This is a genomic window from Variovorax trehalosi (genome assembly GCF_051216415.1).
Lineage (GTDB): Bacteria > Pseudomonadota > Gammaproteobacteria > Burkholderiales > Burkholderiaceae_C > Variovorax.
This window is the reverse complement of the sequence record NZ_JBPJZG010000007.1, coordinates 1-15,879: the sequence shown is the minus strand read 5'-3', so window position 1 is coordinate 15,879 and position 15,879 is coordinate 1. Positions and strand designations below refer to the sequence as shown.

12 protein-coding genes are annotated in these 15,879 nt (G+C 67.8%); 11 read left to right on the top strand and 1 reads right to left on the bottom strand.

Features of this window, described 5'->3' with window-relative positions:
• Nucleotides 1-122: 122 nt before the first annotated feature.
• From ACSFA7_RS24755 to ACSFA7_RS24705, 11 genes are all read left to right on the top strand, one after another.
• On the top strand, nt 123-1,133 hold the full coding sequence (locus tag ACSFA7_RS24755; protein ID WP_435501819.1) for an aldo/keto reductase: 1,011 nt from the start codon (nt 123-125) through the stop codon (nt 1,131-1,133).
• 188 nt (nt 1,134-1,321) lie between these two features.
• Nucleotides 1,322-2,794 carry an efflux transporter outer membrane subunit gene (locus ACSFA7_RS24750; protein WP_435501818.1) on the top strand — a complete coding sequence of 491 codons (1,473 nt, stop codon included), beginning with the start codon at nt 1,322-1,324 and terminating at the stop codon, nt 2,792-2,794.
• Nucleotides 2,795-2,798: 4 nt separating this feature from the next.
• Nucleotides 2,799-4,019 carry an efflux RND transporter periplasmic adaptor subunit gene (locus tag ACSFA7_RS24745; RefSeq protein WP_435501817.1) on the top strand — a complete coding sequence of 407 codons (1,221 nt, stop codon included), beginning with the start codon at nt 2,799-2,801 and terminating at the stop codon, nt 4,017-4,019.
• On the top strand, nt 4,016-7,195 hold the full coding sequence (locus tag ACSFA7_RS24740) for an efflux RND transporter permease subunit (RefSeq protein ID WP_435501816.1): 3,180 nt from the start codon (nt 4,016-4,018) through the stop codon (nt 7,193-7,195). The genes ACSFA7_RS24745 and ACSFA7_RS24740 overlap by 4 nt, the downstream gene beginning before the upstream one ends.
• 29 nt (nt 7,196-7,224) lie before the next feature.
• Complete coding sequence (locus tag ACSFA7_RS24735) at nt 7,225-7,944, top strand: heavy metal response regulator transcription factor (protein ID WP_435501815.1); 720 nt, start codon at nt 7,225-7,227, stop codon at nt 7,942-7,944.
• A 5-nt stretch (nt 7,945-7,949) separates the two neighbouring features.
• The gene (locus tag ACSFA7_RS24730) at nt 7,950-9,335 is read left to right on the top strand and encodes a heavy metal sensor histidine kinase (RefSeq protein ID WP_435502115.1); all 1,386 of its coding nucleotides are present in this window, start codon (nt 7,950-7,952) and stop codon (nt 9,333-9,335) included.
• Nucleotides 9,336-9,453: 118 nt separating this feature from the next.
• A complete protein-coding gene (locus ACSFA7_RS24725) occupies nt 9,454-10,392 on the top strand; it encodes a DedA family protein/thiosulfate sulfurtransferase GlpE (RefSeq protein WP_435501814.1) in 939 nt (312 codons plus the stop codon).
• A 29-nt stretch (nt 10,393-10,421) separates the two neighbouring features.
• Nucleotides 10,422-11,636, top strand: coding sequence for an MFS transporter (locus ACSFA7_RS24720; RefSeq protein ID WP_435501813.1), 1,215 nt, complete (start codon nt 10,422-10,424; stop codon nt 11,634-11,636).
• 25 nt (nt 11,637-11,661) lie between these two features.
• Nucleotides 11,662-12,648 (top strand): hypothetical protein, encoded by a 987-nt coding sequence (locus ACSFA7_RS24715; protein ID WP_435501812.1) that lies wholly within the window; start codon nt 11,662-11,664, stop codon nt 12,646-12,648.
• Between the two features lie 45 nt (nt 12,649-12,693).
• Nucleotides 12,694-14,058: a cache domain-containing protein gene (locus ACSFA7_RS24710; protein WP_435501811.1), complete on the top strand. Its 1,365-nt coding sequence runs from the start codon at nt 12,694-12,696 to the stop codon at nt 14,056-14,058.
• Nucleotides 14,055-14,726: a response regulator transcription factor gene (locus ACSFA7_RS24705; protein WP_435501810.1), complete on the top strand. Its 672-nt coding sequence runs from the start codon at nt 14,055-14,057 to the stop codon at nt 14,724-14,726. Before ACSFA7_RS24710 ends, ACSFA7_RS24705 begins: the two co-directional genes overlap by 4 nt.
• Nucleotides 14,727-14,992: 266 nt before the next feature.
• On the opposite strand, the gene ACSFA7_RS24700 is transcribed toward ACSFA7_RS24705, so the two are convergent.
• Nucleotides 14,993-15,616 (bottom strand): tyrosine-type recombinase/integrase, encoded by a 624-nt coding sequence (locus ACSFA7_RS24700; RefSeq protein ID WP_435501809.1) that lies wholly within the window; start codon nt 15,614-15,616, stop codon nt 14,993-14,995.
• Between the last annotated feature and the right edge of the window lie 263 nt (nt 15,617-15,879).

Below are 15,879 nucleotides of genomic sequence, written 5' to 3'. Positions count from 1 at the left end.
GGCGCGCATCACGGCGCGCGCCCGAAATCTCCGGCGCCTGCAGGATTGCGCGGCCGTGCCTATGATGGCCGCCGCCCTTCCTCCCCTCCCTCCCCTCCCTCCTCTCCCTCGGAGCGCGCCCCATGAGCATTCCCACCACCCGCCTCGGCCGCACCGGCCTCACCGTTTCCCGCCTTGCCCTCGGCACCATGACCTTCGGCCTGCAGACCGACGAGGCCGTGTCGCACCAGATCCTCGACAAGGCGGCCGAAGGCGGCATCAACTTCCTCGACACCGCCGACGTGTACCCGCTCGGCGGCACCGTCGAGACCACCGGCCGCACCGAAGAGATCATCGGCAACTGGCTCGAAAAGCAGGGCCCCGCGGGCCGCCGGCGCTTCGTGGTCGCGACCAAGGCCGTGAACAAGGTCGGCCCCAATCCCTGGGACCAGGGCGCATCGCGCAAGCACCTGCTGGACGCGATCGATCTCTCGCTCAAGCGGCTGAAGACCGACCACGTCGACCTGTACCAGCTGCACATGGACGACCGCGAGACGCCGCTCGAAGAGACGCTCGAGGCGCTCGACGTCATCGTGAAGTCGGGCCGCGCGCGCTACATCGGCGTGTCGAACTTCCTGGCCTATCGCCTCGCCCGCGCGCTCGGCAAGTCCGACCTGCACCGGTTCACGCGCTTCGTGTCGGTGCAGCCGCGCTACAGCCTCCTGTTCCGCGAGATCGAGCGCGAGCTGCTGCCGCTCGCGAGCGAAGAGGGCCTGGGCGTGATTCCCTACAACCCGCTGGCCGGCGGCCTGCTCACCGGCAAGTACAAGCCTGGTGCGAAGCCCGAGGAGAACACCCGCTTCACGCTCGGCACCGCCGGCGGCATGTACCAGGACCGCTACTGGAACGAGCGCAGCTTCAACACCGTGACGCAACTGCACAAGCTGGCCGACGAAGCGGGTGTGCCGCTCGCGACGCTGGCGGTGGCATGGGTGATGGCGAATCCGCTGATCACCGCGCCGCTGCTCGGCGCGAGCCGGCCGGAGCAGCTCGAAGCGACGATTGCGGCGGCCGAGTACAAGCTCGATCCGGCGCTCAAGCAGAAGCTCGATGAGCTGACGGCCGAGTACCGCAAGGGCGACGCGCCGCGCTGATCCTGTCTTGCTCCTTCCCCCTCTGGGGGAAGGCGGGGATGGGGGCAGGCAGAGCGCCCGAGGCGAGCGCCGCTGTGCCCCCACCCCAACCCTCCCCCAGCGGGGAAGGGAGCCAAACCGAAAACTGTCAGAACTGTCAGTTAGACGACAGCGAAGGGTTGGAGCCGGGTTCCTAGAGTGAACCCACCATGGTTCTCTTCGCCACTTCCCCATCACCCAAAGCGACTGCCATTGCGCTGGCCGCACTGCTACTCGCAGGCTGCGCCGTCGGCCCCGACTACGTGCGGCCCTCCATGGACCTGCCGGTCGCCTACAAGGAAACCGGCCCCTGGAAGACCGCCACGCCGCAGCTCATCGACGCCAGCCATCCCTGGTGGGAGGCCTACGGCGACACCACGCTGAGTGCGCTGGTCGTGCAGGCCAACGCCGCCAACCAGAACATCCGCGTCGCCGAAGCCCAGTACCGCGAAGCACAGGCGATAGCAGCCGCAGCGCACGCGGGCTTCTTCCCGACAGTGGGCCTCGACGCAGGCGCCAATCGCGCCCAGACCAACAGCACCGGCGCCATCAAGCGCGCCACCACCGACACCCTCGGCCTCACGGCTAGCTGGGAGCCCGACCTGTGGGGCGCCGTGCGCCGCTCGGTCGAGGCCGGCAATTCCGATGCAGAGGCCAGCGCCGATGACCTGGCCGGCGCCCGCCTCAGCATCCAGACCACGCTCGCGCAGGACTACCTGCAGATCCGCGTTATCGACCTACAGCGCGACCTGTACGCCAGCACCACGGCTGCCTACGCCAAGGCGCTCGAACTCACGCAGCACCAGTACGCCGCCGGCACGGTGCTTCGTTCCGACGTGGCGCTCGCGGAGAGCCAGCTCAAGACCGCCGAAGCGCAAGCCGTCGACCTCGAAGCGCAACGCAGCCAGCTCGAACACGCCGTCGCTGTGCTGACCGGGCAGGCGCCCGCGTCCTTCACGCTGGCACCGCTTCCCTCGTCCGCACAGACGACGGCCGCATCGCTCTCGTCCACCGACGCGCTGCGCGTGAAGCTCCCGGTCACGCCCGCGGGCCTGCCTTCGGAACTGCTCGAACGCCGGCCCGACATCGCCGGCGCCGAACGCCGCGTGCAGGCCGCCAACGCCAACATCGGCGTCGCCAAGGCGGCCTACTACCCGCAGATCGTGCTGAGCGCGAGCGGCGGCTTCAGCGCCGGCAACCTCGCCTCGCTTTTCAATACGCCGAGCCGCGTGTGGTCGCTCGGCGCCGCGCTTGCGCAGACGGTGTTCGACGGGGGCCTGCGCAAGGCGCACACCGACCAGGCCGTGGCCACCTACGACGCCTCGGTCGCGCAATACAAGCAGACCGTGCTCGGCGGCTTCCAGCAGGTCGAGGACAACCTTGCGACCCTGCGCGTGCTCGACCGCGAATCCGCACTGCAGGCGCAGGCCGTGCAGGCTTCCCAACTCGCCGAGCGGCTGGCCTTGAGCCAATACCGCGCCGGCACCGCCACGTACCTCAGCGTGGTGACGGCGCAGCAACTCTCGCTCACGAACCAGCGCACCGCCGCGCAGGTGCTCGGCCGCCAGCTCGCGGCCAGCGTCTCGCTGATCGCAGCCACGGGCGGTGGTTGGACCGCTGCTGAAACGACTTCCGGAAATTGATGCCATGACGACGACCACAACCCAAGCTCCTCTTCAGCGCCGCTCGACCTGGGTCGCGGCCGCCACGCTCGTGATCGTGCTGGGCGGCGGCGCCTGGGCGCTCAACCACAACAAGGCCCTCGGCGCCAAGCCCGAGGCGCCGAAGACACCGCCGGTGCAGGTGACCACCGCGCGCGTCACGCCGCAGAACGTGCAGGTCTACCGCTCGGGCATCGGCACCGTCGCCTCGATGGCCACGGTCACCGTGAAAGCGCGCATCGACGGGCAGCTCGACAAGGTCGGCTTCACCGAAGGGCAGGACGTCAAGGCCGGCCAACTGCTCGCGCAGCTCGACCCGCGCACGCTGCAGGCGCAGCTCGCGCAGGCGCAGGCCACCAAGGCAAAGGACGAAGCCCAGCTCGTCAACGCCCGCGCGGATCTGAAGCGCTACACCACGCTGATCGCGCAGGACGCCGCCACGCAGCAGCAGGTCGACACGCAGAAGGCCCTCGTCAACCAGCTCGCGGCCACCGTGCAGACCGACGCCGCGCAGGTGCAGTTCGCCGAGGTGCAGCTGAGCTTCACCCGCATCGTCTCGCCGATGAATGGCCGCGTCGGTGCGCGGCTGGTGGACCCCGGCAACATCGTCCATGCGGTCGACACCAACGGCCTGGTCGTCATCAACCAGATCGACCCCATCGCCGTGCAGTTCACGCTGCCAGAAGAAGCGGTGCAGGACATCAACCGCGTGCAGCAGCAGAGCAACCAGCCGCTCGCGGTGGTGGCCTACGACCGCGCCGGCAACCAGATGCTGGGCGCCGGCAAGCTCATCCTGCTGAACAACCAGATCGACACCACCAACGGCACGGTGCAGCTCAAGGGCAGCTTCGCCAACCCGCAGCACACGCTGTGGCCCGGCCAGTACGTCAACGTGCGGCTGGACCTGGACCGCCGGCCCGATTCGCTCACCGTGCCCGCCGCCGCCGTGCAGCGCGGCCAGGACAGCACCTACATCTGGGTGGTCGATGCCGAGAACAAAGTCAACAACGTCCCCGTGCACGTGCTGCAAATCGCCGACGGCGTGGCCGTGATCGACAAGGGCCTCGAGGCTGACCAGCGCGTGGTGGTCGACGGCCAGTACAAGCTGCGCGCCGGCGCCACCATCGTCGAGCCGCCGCCGGTTGCCAAGGCCACGACGACGGGCAACGCGGCGCAAGTCGCGACCAGCACCGGGAGCGGCAATTGAGCATTTCCGCCGGATTCATCAAGCGCCCCATCGGCACCACGCTGCTGGCGCTGGCCATCCTGCTGGTCGGTGCGGCGGTGTTCCCGCTGCTGCCGGTGGCGCCGCTGCCGCAGGTCGACTTTCCGACGATCCAGGTGTCGGCCAACCTGCCGGGCGCGAGCCCGGAGACCATGGCCTCGAACGTGGCGCAGCCGCTGGAGCGGCAGTTCTCGCTCATCGCCGGTCTCTCGCAGATGACCTCGACCAGCGGCCTTGGCTCCACGCAGATCACGCTGCAGTTCGACCTGGACCGCAACATCGACGCCGCCGCGCTCGACGTGCAGGCGGCCATCACCGCCTCCACCGGCCAACTGCCCGCCAACCTGCCGAGTCCGCCGAGCTTTCGCAAGGTGAACCCGGCCGATTCGCCGATCCTCATTCTTTCGGTGCAGTCCAAGACGCTGCCTCTCACCGAGGTGAACGACTACGCCGACAACATCCTCGCGCAGCAGATCTCGCAGATCGCGGGCGTGGGTCTCGTCAACATCGGCGGCGCGCAGAAGCCCGCGGTGCGCGTGCAGCTCGACCCGGCCAAGTTGGCCGCGCTCGGCCTGAGCCTGGAAGACGTCCGCACAGTCCTCTCGTCGGCCACGGTGAACGCGCCCAAGGGCACCATCGACGGGCCGAACCAGAGCTTCACCGTCTATACCAACGACCAGTTGCTCAAGGCGCAGCCGTGGAACGACGTGATCCTGGCCTACCGCAACGGCGCGCCGATCCGCGTGCGCGACCTGGGCGTGGCCATCGACGGCCCCGAGAACGCCAAGATCGCCGGCTGGGCCTATGCGGGCGCCGCCGCACCTGAAGGCAACACCATCCAGAACGGCCGCTCCATCGTGCTGGCCATCACCAAGCAGCCGGGCGCGAACGTGATCGAGACGGTGGACCGCATCAATGCCGCGATGCCGCGCCTGAAGGCGTCGATCCCGCCCACGGTCGAAGTCAACGCGCTGGTCGACCGCACCCAGACCATCCGCGCCTCGGTGCTCGACGTGGAGTTCACGCTGCTCCTGACCATCGCGCTCGTGGTGGCGGTGATCTTCGTGTTCCTGCGCAACGTGCCGGCCACACTCATTCCGAGCGTGACGGTGCCGCTCGCGCTGCTGGGCACGGTGGCGGTGATGTACCTGCTGGGCTACAGCCTGGACAACCTCTCGCTCATGGCGCTCACCATCGCGGTGGGCTTCGTGGTGGACGACGCCATCGTGATGCTGGAGAACATCTACCGCTACGTGGAAGAGGGCATGTCGCCGCTCGAAGCCGCATACAAGGGCGCGGGCGAGATCGGCTTCACGATCATCTCGATTTCCGTGTCGCTGATCGCGGTGTTCATTCCACTGCTGCTCATGGGCGGCATCGTGGGACGCCTGTTCCGCGAGTTCGCGGTGACGGTCACGCTCACCATCGTGGTGTCGGTCGTCATCTCGCTCACGCTCACGCCGATGCTGTGCTCGCGCTTCCTGAAGAACGAGCATGCGCGCAAGCACGGCCGGCTGTACCTGTTGTTCGAGCGCGGCTTCGACGCGATGCTCAATGGCTACAAACGCGGGCTGCATGTGGTGCTCGACCACCAGTTCATCACGCTGATGGTCTTCATCGCCACGGTGGCGGCCACGGGCTTCCTGTTCATGGTCATTCCCAAGGGCTTCTTTCCGCAGCAGGACACGGGCTTCATCTCGGGCTTTGCCGAATCGGCGCAGGACGCTTCCTTCGCCTCGATGAACGCGCGCATGCTGGAGCTGGCCGATGTGGTGCGCAAGGATCCGGACGTTTCGGCCTTCGGCATGAACGGCAGCTCGTCGACCTTCAACACCGGCAACTTCTACATCAACCTCAAGCCCAAGGACGAGGGCCGCACCGCGAGCGCCGACGAGATCATCACGCGGCTGCGTCCGCAGCTGGCCAAGGTGCAGGGCGTGAACCTGTTCCTGCAGGCGGGGCAGGACATCCGCGTGGGCGGCCGCTCGTCGCGCACGCAGTACCAGTACACGGTGACCGACTCGAACCTGGACGAGCTCAACACCTGGGCGCCCAAGCTGCTCGCGCGCTTCCGGCAGATTCCGGAGATCACCGACCTCGCCTCCGACCAGCAGAACGCCGCCGCATCTGCGGTGCTGACCATCGACCGCGACCGCGCATCGAGCTTCGGCATTTCGCCAGCGACCATCGACGCGACGCTGTACGACGCCATCGGCCAGCGCCAGGTGGCGCAGTACTTCACGCAGCTCAACAGCTACCACGTGGTGCTGGAGGTGACGCCCGCGCTGCAGCAGGACCCGGCGCTCTTCAGCAAGCTGTACCTCACCTCGCCGCTCACCGGCCAGCAGGTGCCGCTGTCCACCTTCGTGAAGGTCGACACCAGCAAGACCGCGTACCTCTCGATCAGCCACCAGGGCCAGTTCCCGGCGGTGACGATCTCGTTCAACCTCGCACCGGGCCATGCGCTGGGCGATGCGGTCAACGCCATCAACAAGGCGCAGGCTGAATTGGGCATTCCGCAGTCGCTGAGCGGCGCATTCCAGGGCACGGCGCAGGCCTTCCAGGATTCGTTGTCTTCGCAGCCCTACCTGATCGCCGCGGCGCTGGTGGCGGTGTACATCGTGCTGGGCCTCCTGTACGAGAGCTACATCCATCCGCTCACGATTCTCTCGACGCTGCCATCGGCCGGCGTGGGCGCGCTGCTGATATTGATGGCGGGGGGCTACGACCTCAGCGTGATCGCGCTGATCGGCATCATCCTGCTCATCGGCATCGTGAAGAAGAACGGGATCATGATGATCGACTTCGCGCTCAAGGCCGAGCGCGAGCAGGGCATGGCGCCGCAGGAGGCGATCTACCAGGCGTGCCTGCTGCGCTTCCGCCCGATCATGATGACCACCATGTGCGCGCTGCTCTCGGGCCTGCCGCTGATGCTGGGCCACGGTTCGGGCTCCGAGCTGCGCCGGCCGCTGGGCTACGCGATGGTCGGCGGGCTGATACTCTCGCAGGCGCTCACCCTGTTCACCACGCCGGTGGTCTACCTGTACCTGGATCGCGCCCACTACTGGTACCTGCGCCGCAAGGAAGCGCGCAAGGCCCGCAAGGCGGCAAGGCGCGGTGAGGAGACCCCACCGCCGGTGGCCGAAGCGCACGGTTGAGTGCCCGCCGAATGGAGCGAGACAAGAGCATGAAGATCCTGATTGTCGAAGACGAGCTGAGGACCGCGGACTACCTCTCCAAGGGGCTGACCGAGCAGGGCTGCACGGTCGACATGGCGCACAACGGCATCGATGGCCAGCACCTGGCGCTCACCCACGAGTACGACGTGATCGTGCTGGACGTCATGCTGCCCGGGCAGGACGGCTTCGCGGTGCTGCGCGCATTGCGCGCCGTCAAGCAGACGCCGGTCATCATGCTCACCGCGCGCGACCGCGTCGAAGACCGCATCAAGGGCCTGCACGAGGGCGCGGACGACTACCTCGTCAAGCCCTTCTCGTTCCTCGAACTGCTGGCGCGCCTGCAGGCACTCAACCGGCGCGGCCGGAAGCAGGAGCCGGTGCAGCTGCGCATCGCCAACCTGCAGATCGACCTGCTCGCGCGCAAGGCCTTCCGCGGCACGACGCGCATCGACCTCACGGCCAAGGAGTTCGCGCTGCTCGCGGTACTCGCGCGGCGGCAGGGCGAGATCCTCTCGAAGACCGCCATCGCCGAGCTGGTGTGGGACATGAACTTCGACAGCAACACCAACGTGGTCGAGGTGGCCATCAAGCGGCTGCGCGACAAGATCGACGCGCCCTTCAGCCCCAAGGTGCTGCACACCATCCGCGGCATGGGCTACGTGATGGAACTGCGCGACACCGATGCAGGCGGCGCGAACGAAGCCCAGGGGGAGGGCGGCGCCCTGTGAAACTCGTGAAGGGCTCCATCACCGTGCGGCTGGTGGCGATGTTCGCGGCGGCGGCGCTCGCCACCTTCGCGCTGATCGGCGCCGCGCTGCACGGCGTGTTGGTGCGCGAGCTGGAACGCCACCAGTACGAGGAGCTCGACACCACCTTGAAGAGCCTGCAGTACTGGATCGGCGCCATCGGCACCGCCGACCGCTGGTCGCGCGTGCAGGCCCGCATGGACGCGCTGACGCCCGAAGACGGCAGCGTGCGCTTCTGGGTGCTGAGCGACGATCCGCGCTTCCAGTACGGCAAGGGCCTGGCCGAGCTCGACGGCCTCACCCGCGAGGCCAACGGCCGCAGCAGCAACATCCTGCTGCCGGGGCAGGAGCGGCCGTTCCGCACGCTCTCGGTCCACATTCCGCCCTTCGAGGGCCGGCCGGCGGTGCGGCTCATCGTCGGGCGCAACTCGGAACCCTACGAGCGCACCCGCAAGACTTTCCTGAGCGCGCTGCTGGTGCTCGGGCTCGGCGGCGTGCTGGTGGTGGTGCTGGCGGGGTACTGGATCGCGCGGGTCGGGCTTCGGCCGCTGGAGCGCCTGTCGGGCGAAGCGCAGGCGCTGCGGCCCAAGACGCTGTCGCAACGCTTGCAGACCACGGCGCTGCCGGTCGAACTCTCCGCGCTCGCCGAGGCCTTCAACGGCGCGCTCAGCCGGCTCGAGGAGGCGTACCGGCAGCTCGAGTCCTTCAATGCCGACGTGGCGCACGAGTTGCGCACGCCGTTGGCCAACCTCATCGGCAGCACCCAGGTCGCGCTCTCGCGCCAGCGCAGCGCGGGCGATTTCGAGGAGGTGCTGCAGGCCAACCTCGAAGACCTGGAGCGGCTGCGCTCCATCGTCAACGACATGCTCTTTCTGGCGCGCGCCGACCGTGGCGAGGTGGCCACCGGGCTGGTGCTCACGCCCGTGGCGCTGGAGGTGCGCAAGACCATCGACTTCTTCGAGTTCGTGCTCGACGAGAGCCGCACGCAGGTCGGCATCGCGGGCGACGTGCAGGCCGAGGCGCGGCTCGAGAGCGCGTTGTTCCGCCGGGCGATGTCGAACCTGCTGCAGAACGCCATCGAGCACTCGCCGCCGGGGGCGCAGATCACTGTCACGCTGCGGGAAGACCCGGCCGCGACATGGATCGCCGTGTCGAACCCCGGCACGGCCATCGACGAGGCGCACCTGCAGCACCTGTTCGACCGCTTCTACCGCGTCGACGCTGCCCGCAACGACGGCGGCGGCGAGCACCACGGCCACGGGCTGGGCCTGGCTATCGTCAAGGCGGTGGCGAGCATGCATGGCGGGCAGGTCAGCGCTTCGAGCGAAGGCGGAGTGAACACCTTCGCTTTCAGCGTCTCGCGGACCGGCTGAAACGGCGGTTTCGAATGGCCTGCGCCCGGTACGTTCTTGGGGCATGCCGGACAATCGCGGTTCGCATGAACCCCGCTCTCACTCCGCGTTTTATCCCCGTATCGACCGAAAGGCTGGCGTGGCACAGCTGATGTCGCTGCTGGTGCAGAACGCGATCCTGGTGGTGTTCGTCGCCAGCTTTGCCGCACGCCTCGGGCTGCCGGTTCCGGCGGCAGCGGTGCTGGTGGTCACGGGCGCGCTGCTCGCGGCGGGCGATGTGTCGGTCATCGGCGTGGTGCTGGCCGCGGTCATCGCCAACCTGTTGGGCGACGGCGCCTGGTTCTATGCCGGCCGCCGCTTCGGCTACCGCTTCATGCGCCTTCTGTGCCGCATCTCGCTGTCGCCCGACTCCTGCGTGCGGCGCGGCGAATCGCTCATCACCGACTGGGGTGGCCTGTCGCTCGTGGCGGCCAAGTTCGTGCCGGGCGTCTCGGTGGTCGCGCCGCCGATGGCGGGCGCGCTGGGCATGTCGGTGCGGCGTTTCATCGGCTTCGATGTGGGCGCCGCGCTGGTCTGGACCGGCCTCTTCCTCGGCCTCGGCTGGGCCTTCCGCGACCAGATCCAGGAAGTGCTCGCCGTGCTGGCCCAGGCCGGCGGCATCGCCACCGCCGCGGTCGCGGTGCTGCTGCTGGTGATCCTGGCCGTGCGCTACTGGCGCCGCCGCGCCTTCATGCGGCTCACCGGCATGCCGCGCATCTCGGTCGAGGAACTGCACGAACTGCTGAGCGGCGAGGAGCCGCCATTGATCATCGACGTGCGCGGCAAGGCTGGCGTGCAGGTCGATCCGCGCCGCATTCCGGGTGCGCTGCCGTACACGCTCAAGGCGCTGCAGCACCGTCACCTCGACCTCACCATCGACCCGAACCGCGACGTGGTGCTGTACTGCAACTGCCCCAACGAGGTGTCGGCCGCACAGGCCGCGCGCGTGCTGCTGGCGCGCGGGGCGCGGCGTGCGTTGCCGCTCACCGGCGGGCTCGACGCGTGGGTCGCATCGGGCCGTCCGACCAGCCTGCATTGATTGAGCCTGCGCCTGCAGAAACCCGACTCGTGCCCGCCTCCAGCACCACCCGTTCTTCCGCCGTCGGCCTCACGCCCGCGCTGACCTTCGTCTTCGCCGTGGCCTGCGGCCTGTGCGTGGCCAATATCTACTACGCCCAGCCACTGATCGGCCCGATCTCCGACGCACTGCAGCTCCATGCAGGGCTCGCGGGTCTGATCATGACGCTGACCCAGCTCGGCTACGGCGCCGGCCTGTTGCTGCTGGTGCCGCTGGCCGACGTGGTCGAGAACCGGCGGCTGATCATCGTCGCGCTGTTCGGTGCCGTCATCGGGCTCGTGGGCATCGCGCTCTCGAACTCGGCAGTGACCTTTCTCGCCGCGTCCTTCATGGTCGGCGCCTGCGCGGTCGCGGCGCAGGTGCTGCTGCCCTTCGCCTCGCACCTTGCGCCCGAGGCCACGCGCGGCAAGGTGGTCGGCAACATCATGGCGGGCCTCCTGGGCGGGATCATGCTGTCGCGCCCCTTCGCCAGCATGGTGGCCGCGAGCCTCGGCTGGCGGGCGCTGTTCTGGATCTCGGCCGTGCTCATGGCCTCGCTCATCACCGTCCTGTGGCGCGTGCTGCCCGAGCGCCGGCCGCATGCCTCGATCGGCTATGCGCGCACCATGGCGTCGCTCCCGGGCATCGTGTGGAATACGCCGCTGCTGCGCCGGCGCGGGTGGTACCAGGGGATGATGTTCGCGGCTTTCCAGGCCTTCTGGACAGCCGTACCTCTGGCGCTGGTGCACGAGTTCGGGATGGGGCAGCGCGGCATCGGGCTCTTCGCGCTGGCGGGTGCGGCGGGGGCCTTGCTGGCACCGGTGGCGGGACGGTTGGCCGACCGCGGATTGACACGTCCCGCGACGGGCGCAGCCATTGTTGTCGCGCTGTTGTCCTTCGTGCTGGGCGCTGTGTCGATGCACTTCCATTCGCTGGCCGGACTGGTCGCGGCCGGCATCCTGCTCGATGGCGCGGTCCAGCTGTGCCAGGTGCTCAACTTCCGCAGCCTGTTCATGCTCGCGCCCGAGCTGCGCGGCCGGCTCAACGGGCTGTTCATGACCTTCATCTTCATCTGCGCGGCAGTGGCTTCGGGCATTGCGGCGGCGGTGTATGCCTTCCACGGCTGGACCGGATTGTGCCTGCTGGGTGGCGGGTTCGTGTCGATGGCCTTGCTGCTGTATCTCACCGAGTTCCGTCGCCGGCCCGTGCCCGCGTTCGTCGGCTGATAAGCGGGACTGCTGCCGGTACGCCATGACTTCACCGGTCTTCTCGCGAAAGATCCCCGTCACCCAGATGGACGCCCGCGGCATTGGGGCGATCGTGGTGCTCTGCACGGCCTACTCCTTCCTGATGGTGATGGGAAGCGCATGGCTCTTCGACGAGGACGCGACCGGTTGGCGCGCCGTGCTGAGTACCGTCGCACTGCTGGTGCTCATTGCGGTGTGGATGGTCGGCCTGCTTGTCGTTGCCGCTGCATGGATCTGGGTCGAGGAGCGCTGGCTGGCATCGGTCAAGCGCCGGCCGAAGGCGTTCAGCGAGAGCGCCCAGGTCGACATCGGCGAGAACGGCCTGTCGGTGCAAGGGCTCGGCCATGTGGGCTGGATTGACGTGCTGGCCATCGAAGGCATTCCCGACAGCGATAACTACCTGGTTGTTCACACGCGCCCCTTCGCCAAGCTGATGCTGACCGCGCCCGTCGATGAACTGGCGCCGGTCATCAACCACTATCTCGCGTTGAAAAGCGATGCAGAGTCGATGCCTACGGGCACTCTGCAAAGCCGCGCCATCGTTTTCTGCTGGCGATGCTTCGTCGCGTGGATAGCTGCGGGCTACGGGCTGGCCGCCGCCGCGGGTGTGGCACTTGTCGTGTACGCACCGAACGTCGGCTTCCTGAAGACCGTGGTGGCGCTCTGCGTGCTGATGCCGATGATCGCGTGGCTGGTCTGGGCCATTCCCTTCGCGCAGACCGGCATCCTTTCGCATTCGCGGGTGCGCGCCTTCGAACTCGACGGCACGCGGTTGCGCAGCATCGACGGCACATGGCATGCCGACCTGCTGGAGGCCCGCACGAGTTACCGCCATGCCAGTGGCCTCGGCTACGAATTCGACTTCCTTGCCATCCGTCCGAAGTCGGGGAAGAACCTGGACCTGTTGCTCGAAGGCGGTGCCGACCAAGAGGCGCTGCTGGAAGCCCTGCGCGAGCGCGGCGTGCTGCCGCGGGCGAACCCCGAACGCTGAGCCAGAGAGCCCTCGGCCGGGCCCTGGTGGTAGTCTTCCTCCCCCATGAACCTCCGCACCAAGATCGTCGCGCTGGCCGTCGCCCCGCTGCTGGTCGCGCTGGTGCTCGTGGCCCTCGCGGTGCGCCACCAGGAGCACGACCTCGCACAGCGCGAGCGCGCGCTCATCGAGCGCAGCTACATGGCCCAGCGCCGCAGCGAGTTGCGCAGCTATGTCGAGCTGGCCGTGAGCAACCTGCGGCCGCTGTACGACTCGGGCCTGGACGACGAGGACACCCGCAACGAGGCCCTGCGCCGCCTGGCTGCGCTCGACTACGGCGACGACGGCTATTTCTTCGTGTACGACCTGGAGGGCAACTCCCTCATGCACTCGCGCCAGCCTGAGCTGGTCGGCCAGAACCTCTGGGGCATGCGCGACTCGCGCGGGCGCTTCACCATCCAGGAACTCATCAAGGGCGCGAAAGAAAACGGCGGCGGCTATGTCGAGTACGAATGGCGCAAGCCCTCCAGCGCGCAGATGGCGCCCAAGCTCGGCTACGTGACGGCGCTGCCGCGCTGGAATTGGATGGTCGGCACCGGCCTGTACCTGGACGACATCCAGTCCACGATGGACGCGCTCGACAAGCAGATGAACGCCAACGTCACCGCCACGCTGCTGTGGATTGCCGGCATCGCGGCGCTGTGCCTGGGCGTGGTCAGCGCGGCCGGCTTGTTCCTGAACCTGAGCGAGCACCGCGTGGCCGAAGCCAAGCTGCGGCTGCTCGCGCGACGCGTGGTGCAGTCGCAGGAAGAAGAGCGCGGCCACCTCGCGCGCGAGCTGCACGACGGCACCAGCCAGACGCTGGTGTCGGCCAAGTTGTTGATCGAATCGGCCGTCGACGCGCTCGGCCGCGACCACCAGCCGGCGCCGCCCGCGCTCGGCAAGGCGCTGCAGCGGCTCAATGATTCGCTCACCGAAGTGCGCCGCATCTCGCACCGCCTCCGCCCCGCGCTGCTCGACACGCTGGGCCTGCCCGCCGCGCTGGAGCGTCTGGGCCATGAGTTCGGCGAAGAGGGCAGCATCGACGCATCCATCATGGTCGAGGGCGAGCCCTTCGAGCTTTCGCAGGAAACAAAGACCGCGCTCTTTCGCGTGACGCAAGAGGCGCTCACCAATGTGCGCAAGCATGCAGAGGCGCACCGCGTGCACATCTCGCTGGGCTTCACCGACGAGGCCGTGCGGCTGGAGGTGAGCGACGACGGCGTGGGTTTCAACGTCGAGGCGATGCAGCTCGACCCGCGCCACGGCATCGGCCTGCGCAACATGCGCGAGCGCATCGAGGCGATCGGCGGGAGCCTGGCCATGCGCTCGGGCCGCGGCCACACCTCCATCGTGGCCGAGGTGCCGGCCCGCAGCGCGAGGCCGGAATGACAACACCGCCCACGCAGTCGCAGCCAAGGCCCATCCGCCTCTTCATCGTGGATGACCACCCGCTGGTGCGCGACGGCCTGCGCGCGCGCCTGGGCGCCATGCCCAACCTGGAGATCGTCGGCGAGGCCGGCAGCGGCGCCGAGGCGCTCGCGCTGCTCGACACGCTGCGGTGCGACCTCATGCTGGTCGATGTCGGCATGAAAGACATGAACGGCATCGACCTTGCCGCGCTGGTGCTGCAACGTGATCCTCTGCCGCCGCACCCCGCGCCGCACATCGTGATGCTCAGCATGTACGACAACCCCGAGTACGTGCAGAAGGCGATGCAGGTTGGCGCGCGCGGCTACGTGCTGAAAGATGCGCCCGCGGCCGAGATCGTGGCCGCCATCGAAGCGGTGTCGGCGGGCGGCACGTTCCTCAGCCCGGCCGTGTCGAAGAAGCTCTTTCGCAACCAGGCGCCGCGGCCGCTGCTCACGCCGCGCGAGAGCGAGATCCTCACTGCGCTGGGCCGGGGCGAATCGAGCAAGCAGATTGCGCGCGACCTGGGCCTGAGCGTGCGCACGGTGGAGGCACACCGCCAGAGCATCAAGCGGCGGCTGGGCATCGAAGGGCAGGCGGAGCTCATCAAGTACGCGGTGGAGCATGCGCGGGAGTTTGGGCAGGGGTGATTGATTGCTGCCGCTTCTCTCGCTGCTGATCGTGAACTTCGGCGGGGGACTGTCAGGGCTTTGTGCAATGCCACCGCAGCGCGGTGATGCGTGCGCAATTCGAGTTTGGCCAGTAGCTTGGAGGTCGGCTCAAGACTGGTTGCGGTCAGTCGGCGCGGCCCGCTGAATGTCTGCTGTGCGCCGCAATCGAGCCATCCGGCAGCGCATTGACCCGCCTCACCGCCGCAGCAAGGAGGACGGACCTGCGCTGCTCAATCGACGCTCGCTCAGATTTCTGTCTGCTCCGAGATCTCCAGGGCGTCATCCACCTCGATGCCCAGGTATCTGACGGTCGACTCGAGCTTCGAATGGCCGAGCAGCAACTGCACCGCACGAAGGTTTCTCGTCCGCCGGTAGATCAGCGTAGCCTTCGTCCGCCGCATCGAGTGAGTGCCGTAATCGGCAGGATCTAGTCCAAGCTGTCTGACCCAGCCACCCAGAATTCGGGCGTACTGCCGGGTGCCGAGGTGCGGCGAGCCGTGCATTCGGCTCGGGAACAGAAAGTCGTCCGATCGCAGGCCGGTGCGCTGGATCCACGCATGCACAGCCTCTCGGGTTCCAGGCGTGAGCTCGAACTGCACCGGACGCTGGGTCTTGTGCTGCATCACCGTCGCCCGTGGTGCAACCTGCTCCCCGTGGCAGACGTCCCTGACCTTCAGGCTAACGAGATCGCAGCCGCGCAGCTTGCTGTCCAGACCCAAGTTGAAGAGAGCCAGCTCGCGCACTCGGCCCTCCAGTTGCAGCCGCACCCGCAGCGCCCAAATGTCCTTGAGCTTGAAAGGGGCCTTCTGGCCGACGATCTTGCCCTTGTTCCAGGGCACTTGGCAGGTTGCAGTGTTTACTGATCCCATGATGGTCTCCCATCGAGTTGAGGGAGCCTCAGCATGCTCTGGCCGGACTGCAGCTGTCCTTGATGCAGCGCCCAAGCAGCGCCTGCTTTTTTCTAGGATAGACATCAGCTTTCGCGGCCATGTTTGGCCTACGGCAAGGGGCACAATCGGCCAAGAGCGGTCCTTCGTCACAATGTCTCGAATCAGGCCTGCAACCTGCCTTCCATGCCAGCCACACTCCACCTGAAGTCCTAGGCGTTGAATGAAACCAGAGGTTCAATCGA

Excerpts from the sequence above, each read along its gene's own strand:
- ACSFA7_RS24755 (WP_435501819.1), top strand. The coding sequence starts at position 123 with ATGAGCATTCCCACCACCCGCCTCGGCCGCACCGGCCTCACCGTTTCC.
- ACSFA7_RS24750 (WP_435501818.1), top strand. The coding sequence starts at position 1,322 with ATGGTTCTCTTCGCCACTTCCCCATCACCCAAAGCGACTGCCATTGCG.
- ACSFA7_RS24745 (WP_435501817.1), top strand. The coding sequence starts at position 2,799 with ATGACGACGACCACAACCCAAGCTCCTCTTCAGCGCCGCTCGACCTGG.
- ACSFA7_RS24735 (WP_435501815.1), top strand. The coding sequence starts at position 7,225 with ATGAAGATCCTGATTGTCGAAGACGAGCTGAGGACCGCGGACTACCTC.
- ACSFA7_RS24715 (WP_435501812.1), top strand. The coding sequence starts at position 11,662 with ATGACTTCACCGGTCTTCTCGCGAAAGATCCCCGTCACCCAGATGGAC.
- ACSFA7_RS24710 (WP_435501811.1), top strand. The coding sequence starts at position 12,694 with ATGAACCTCCGCACCAAGATCGTCGCGCTGGCCGTCGCCCCGCTGCTG.
- ACSFA7_RS24705 (WP_435501810.1), top strand. The coding sequence starts at position 14,055 with ATGACAACACCGCCCACGCAGTCGCAGCCAAGGCCCATCCGCCTCTTC.
- ACSFA7_RS24700 (WP_435501809.1), bottom strand. The coding sequence starts at position 15,616 with ATGGGATCAGTAAACACTGCAACCTGCCAAGTGCCCTGGAACAAGGGC.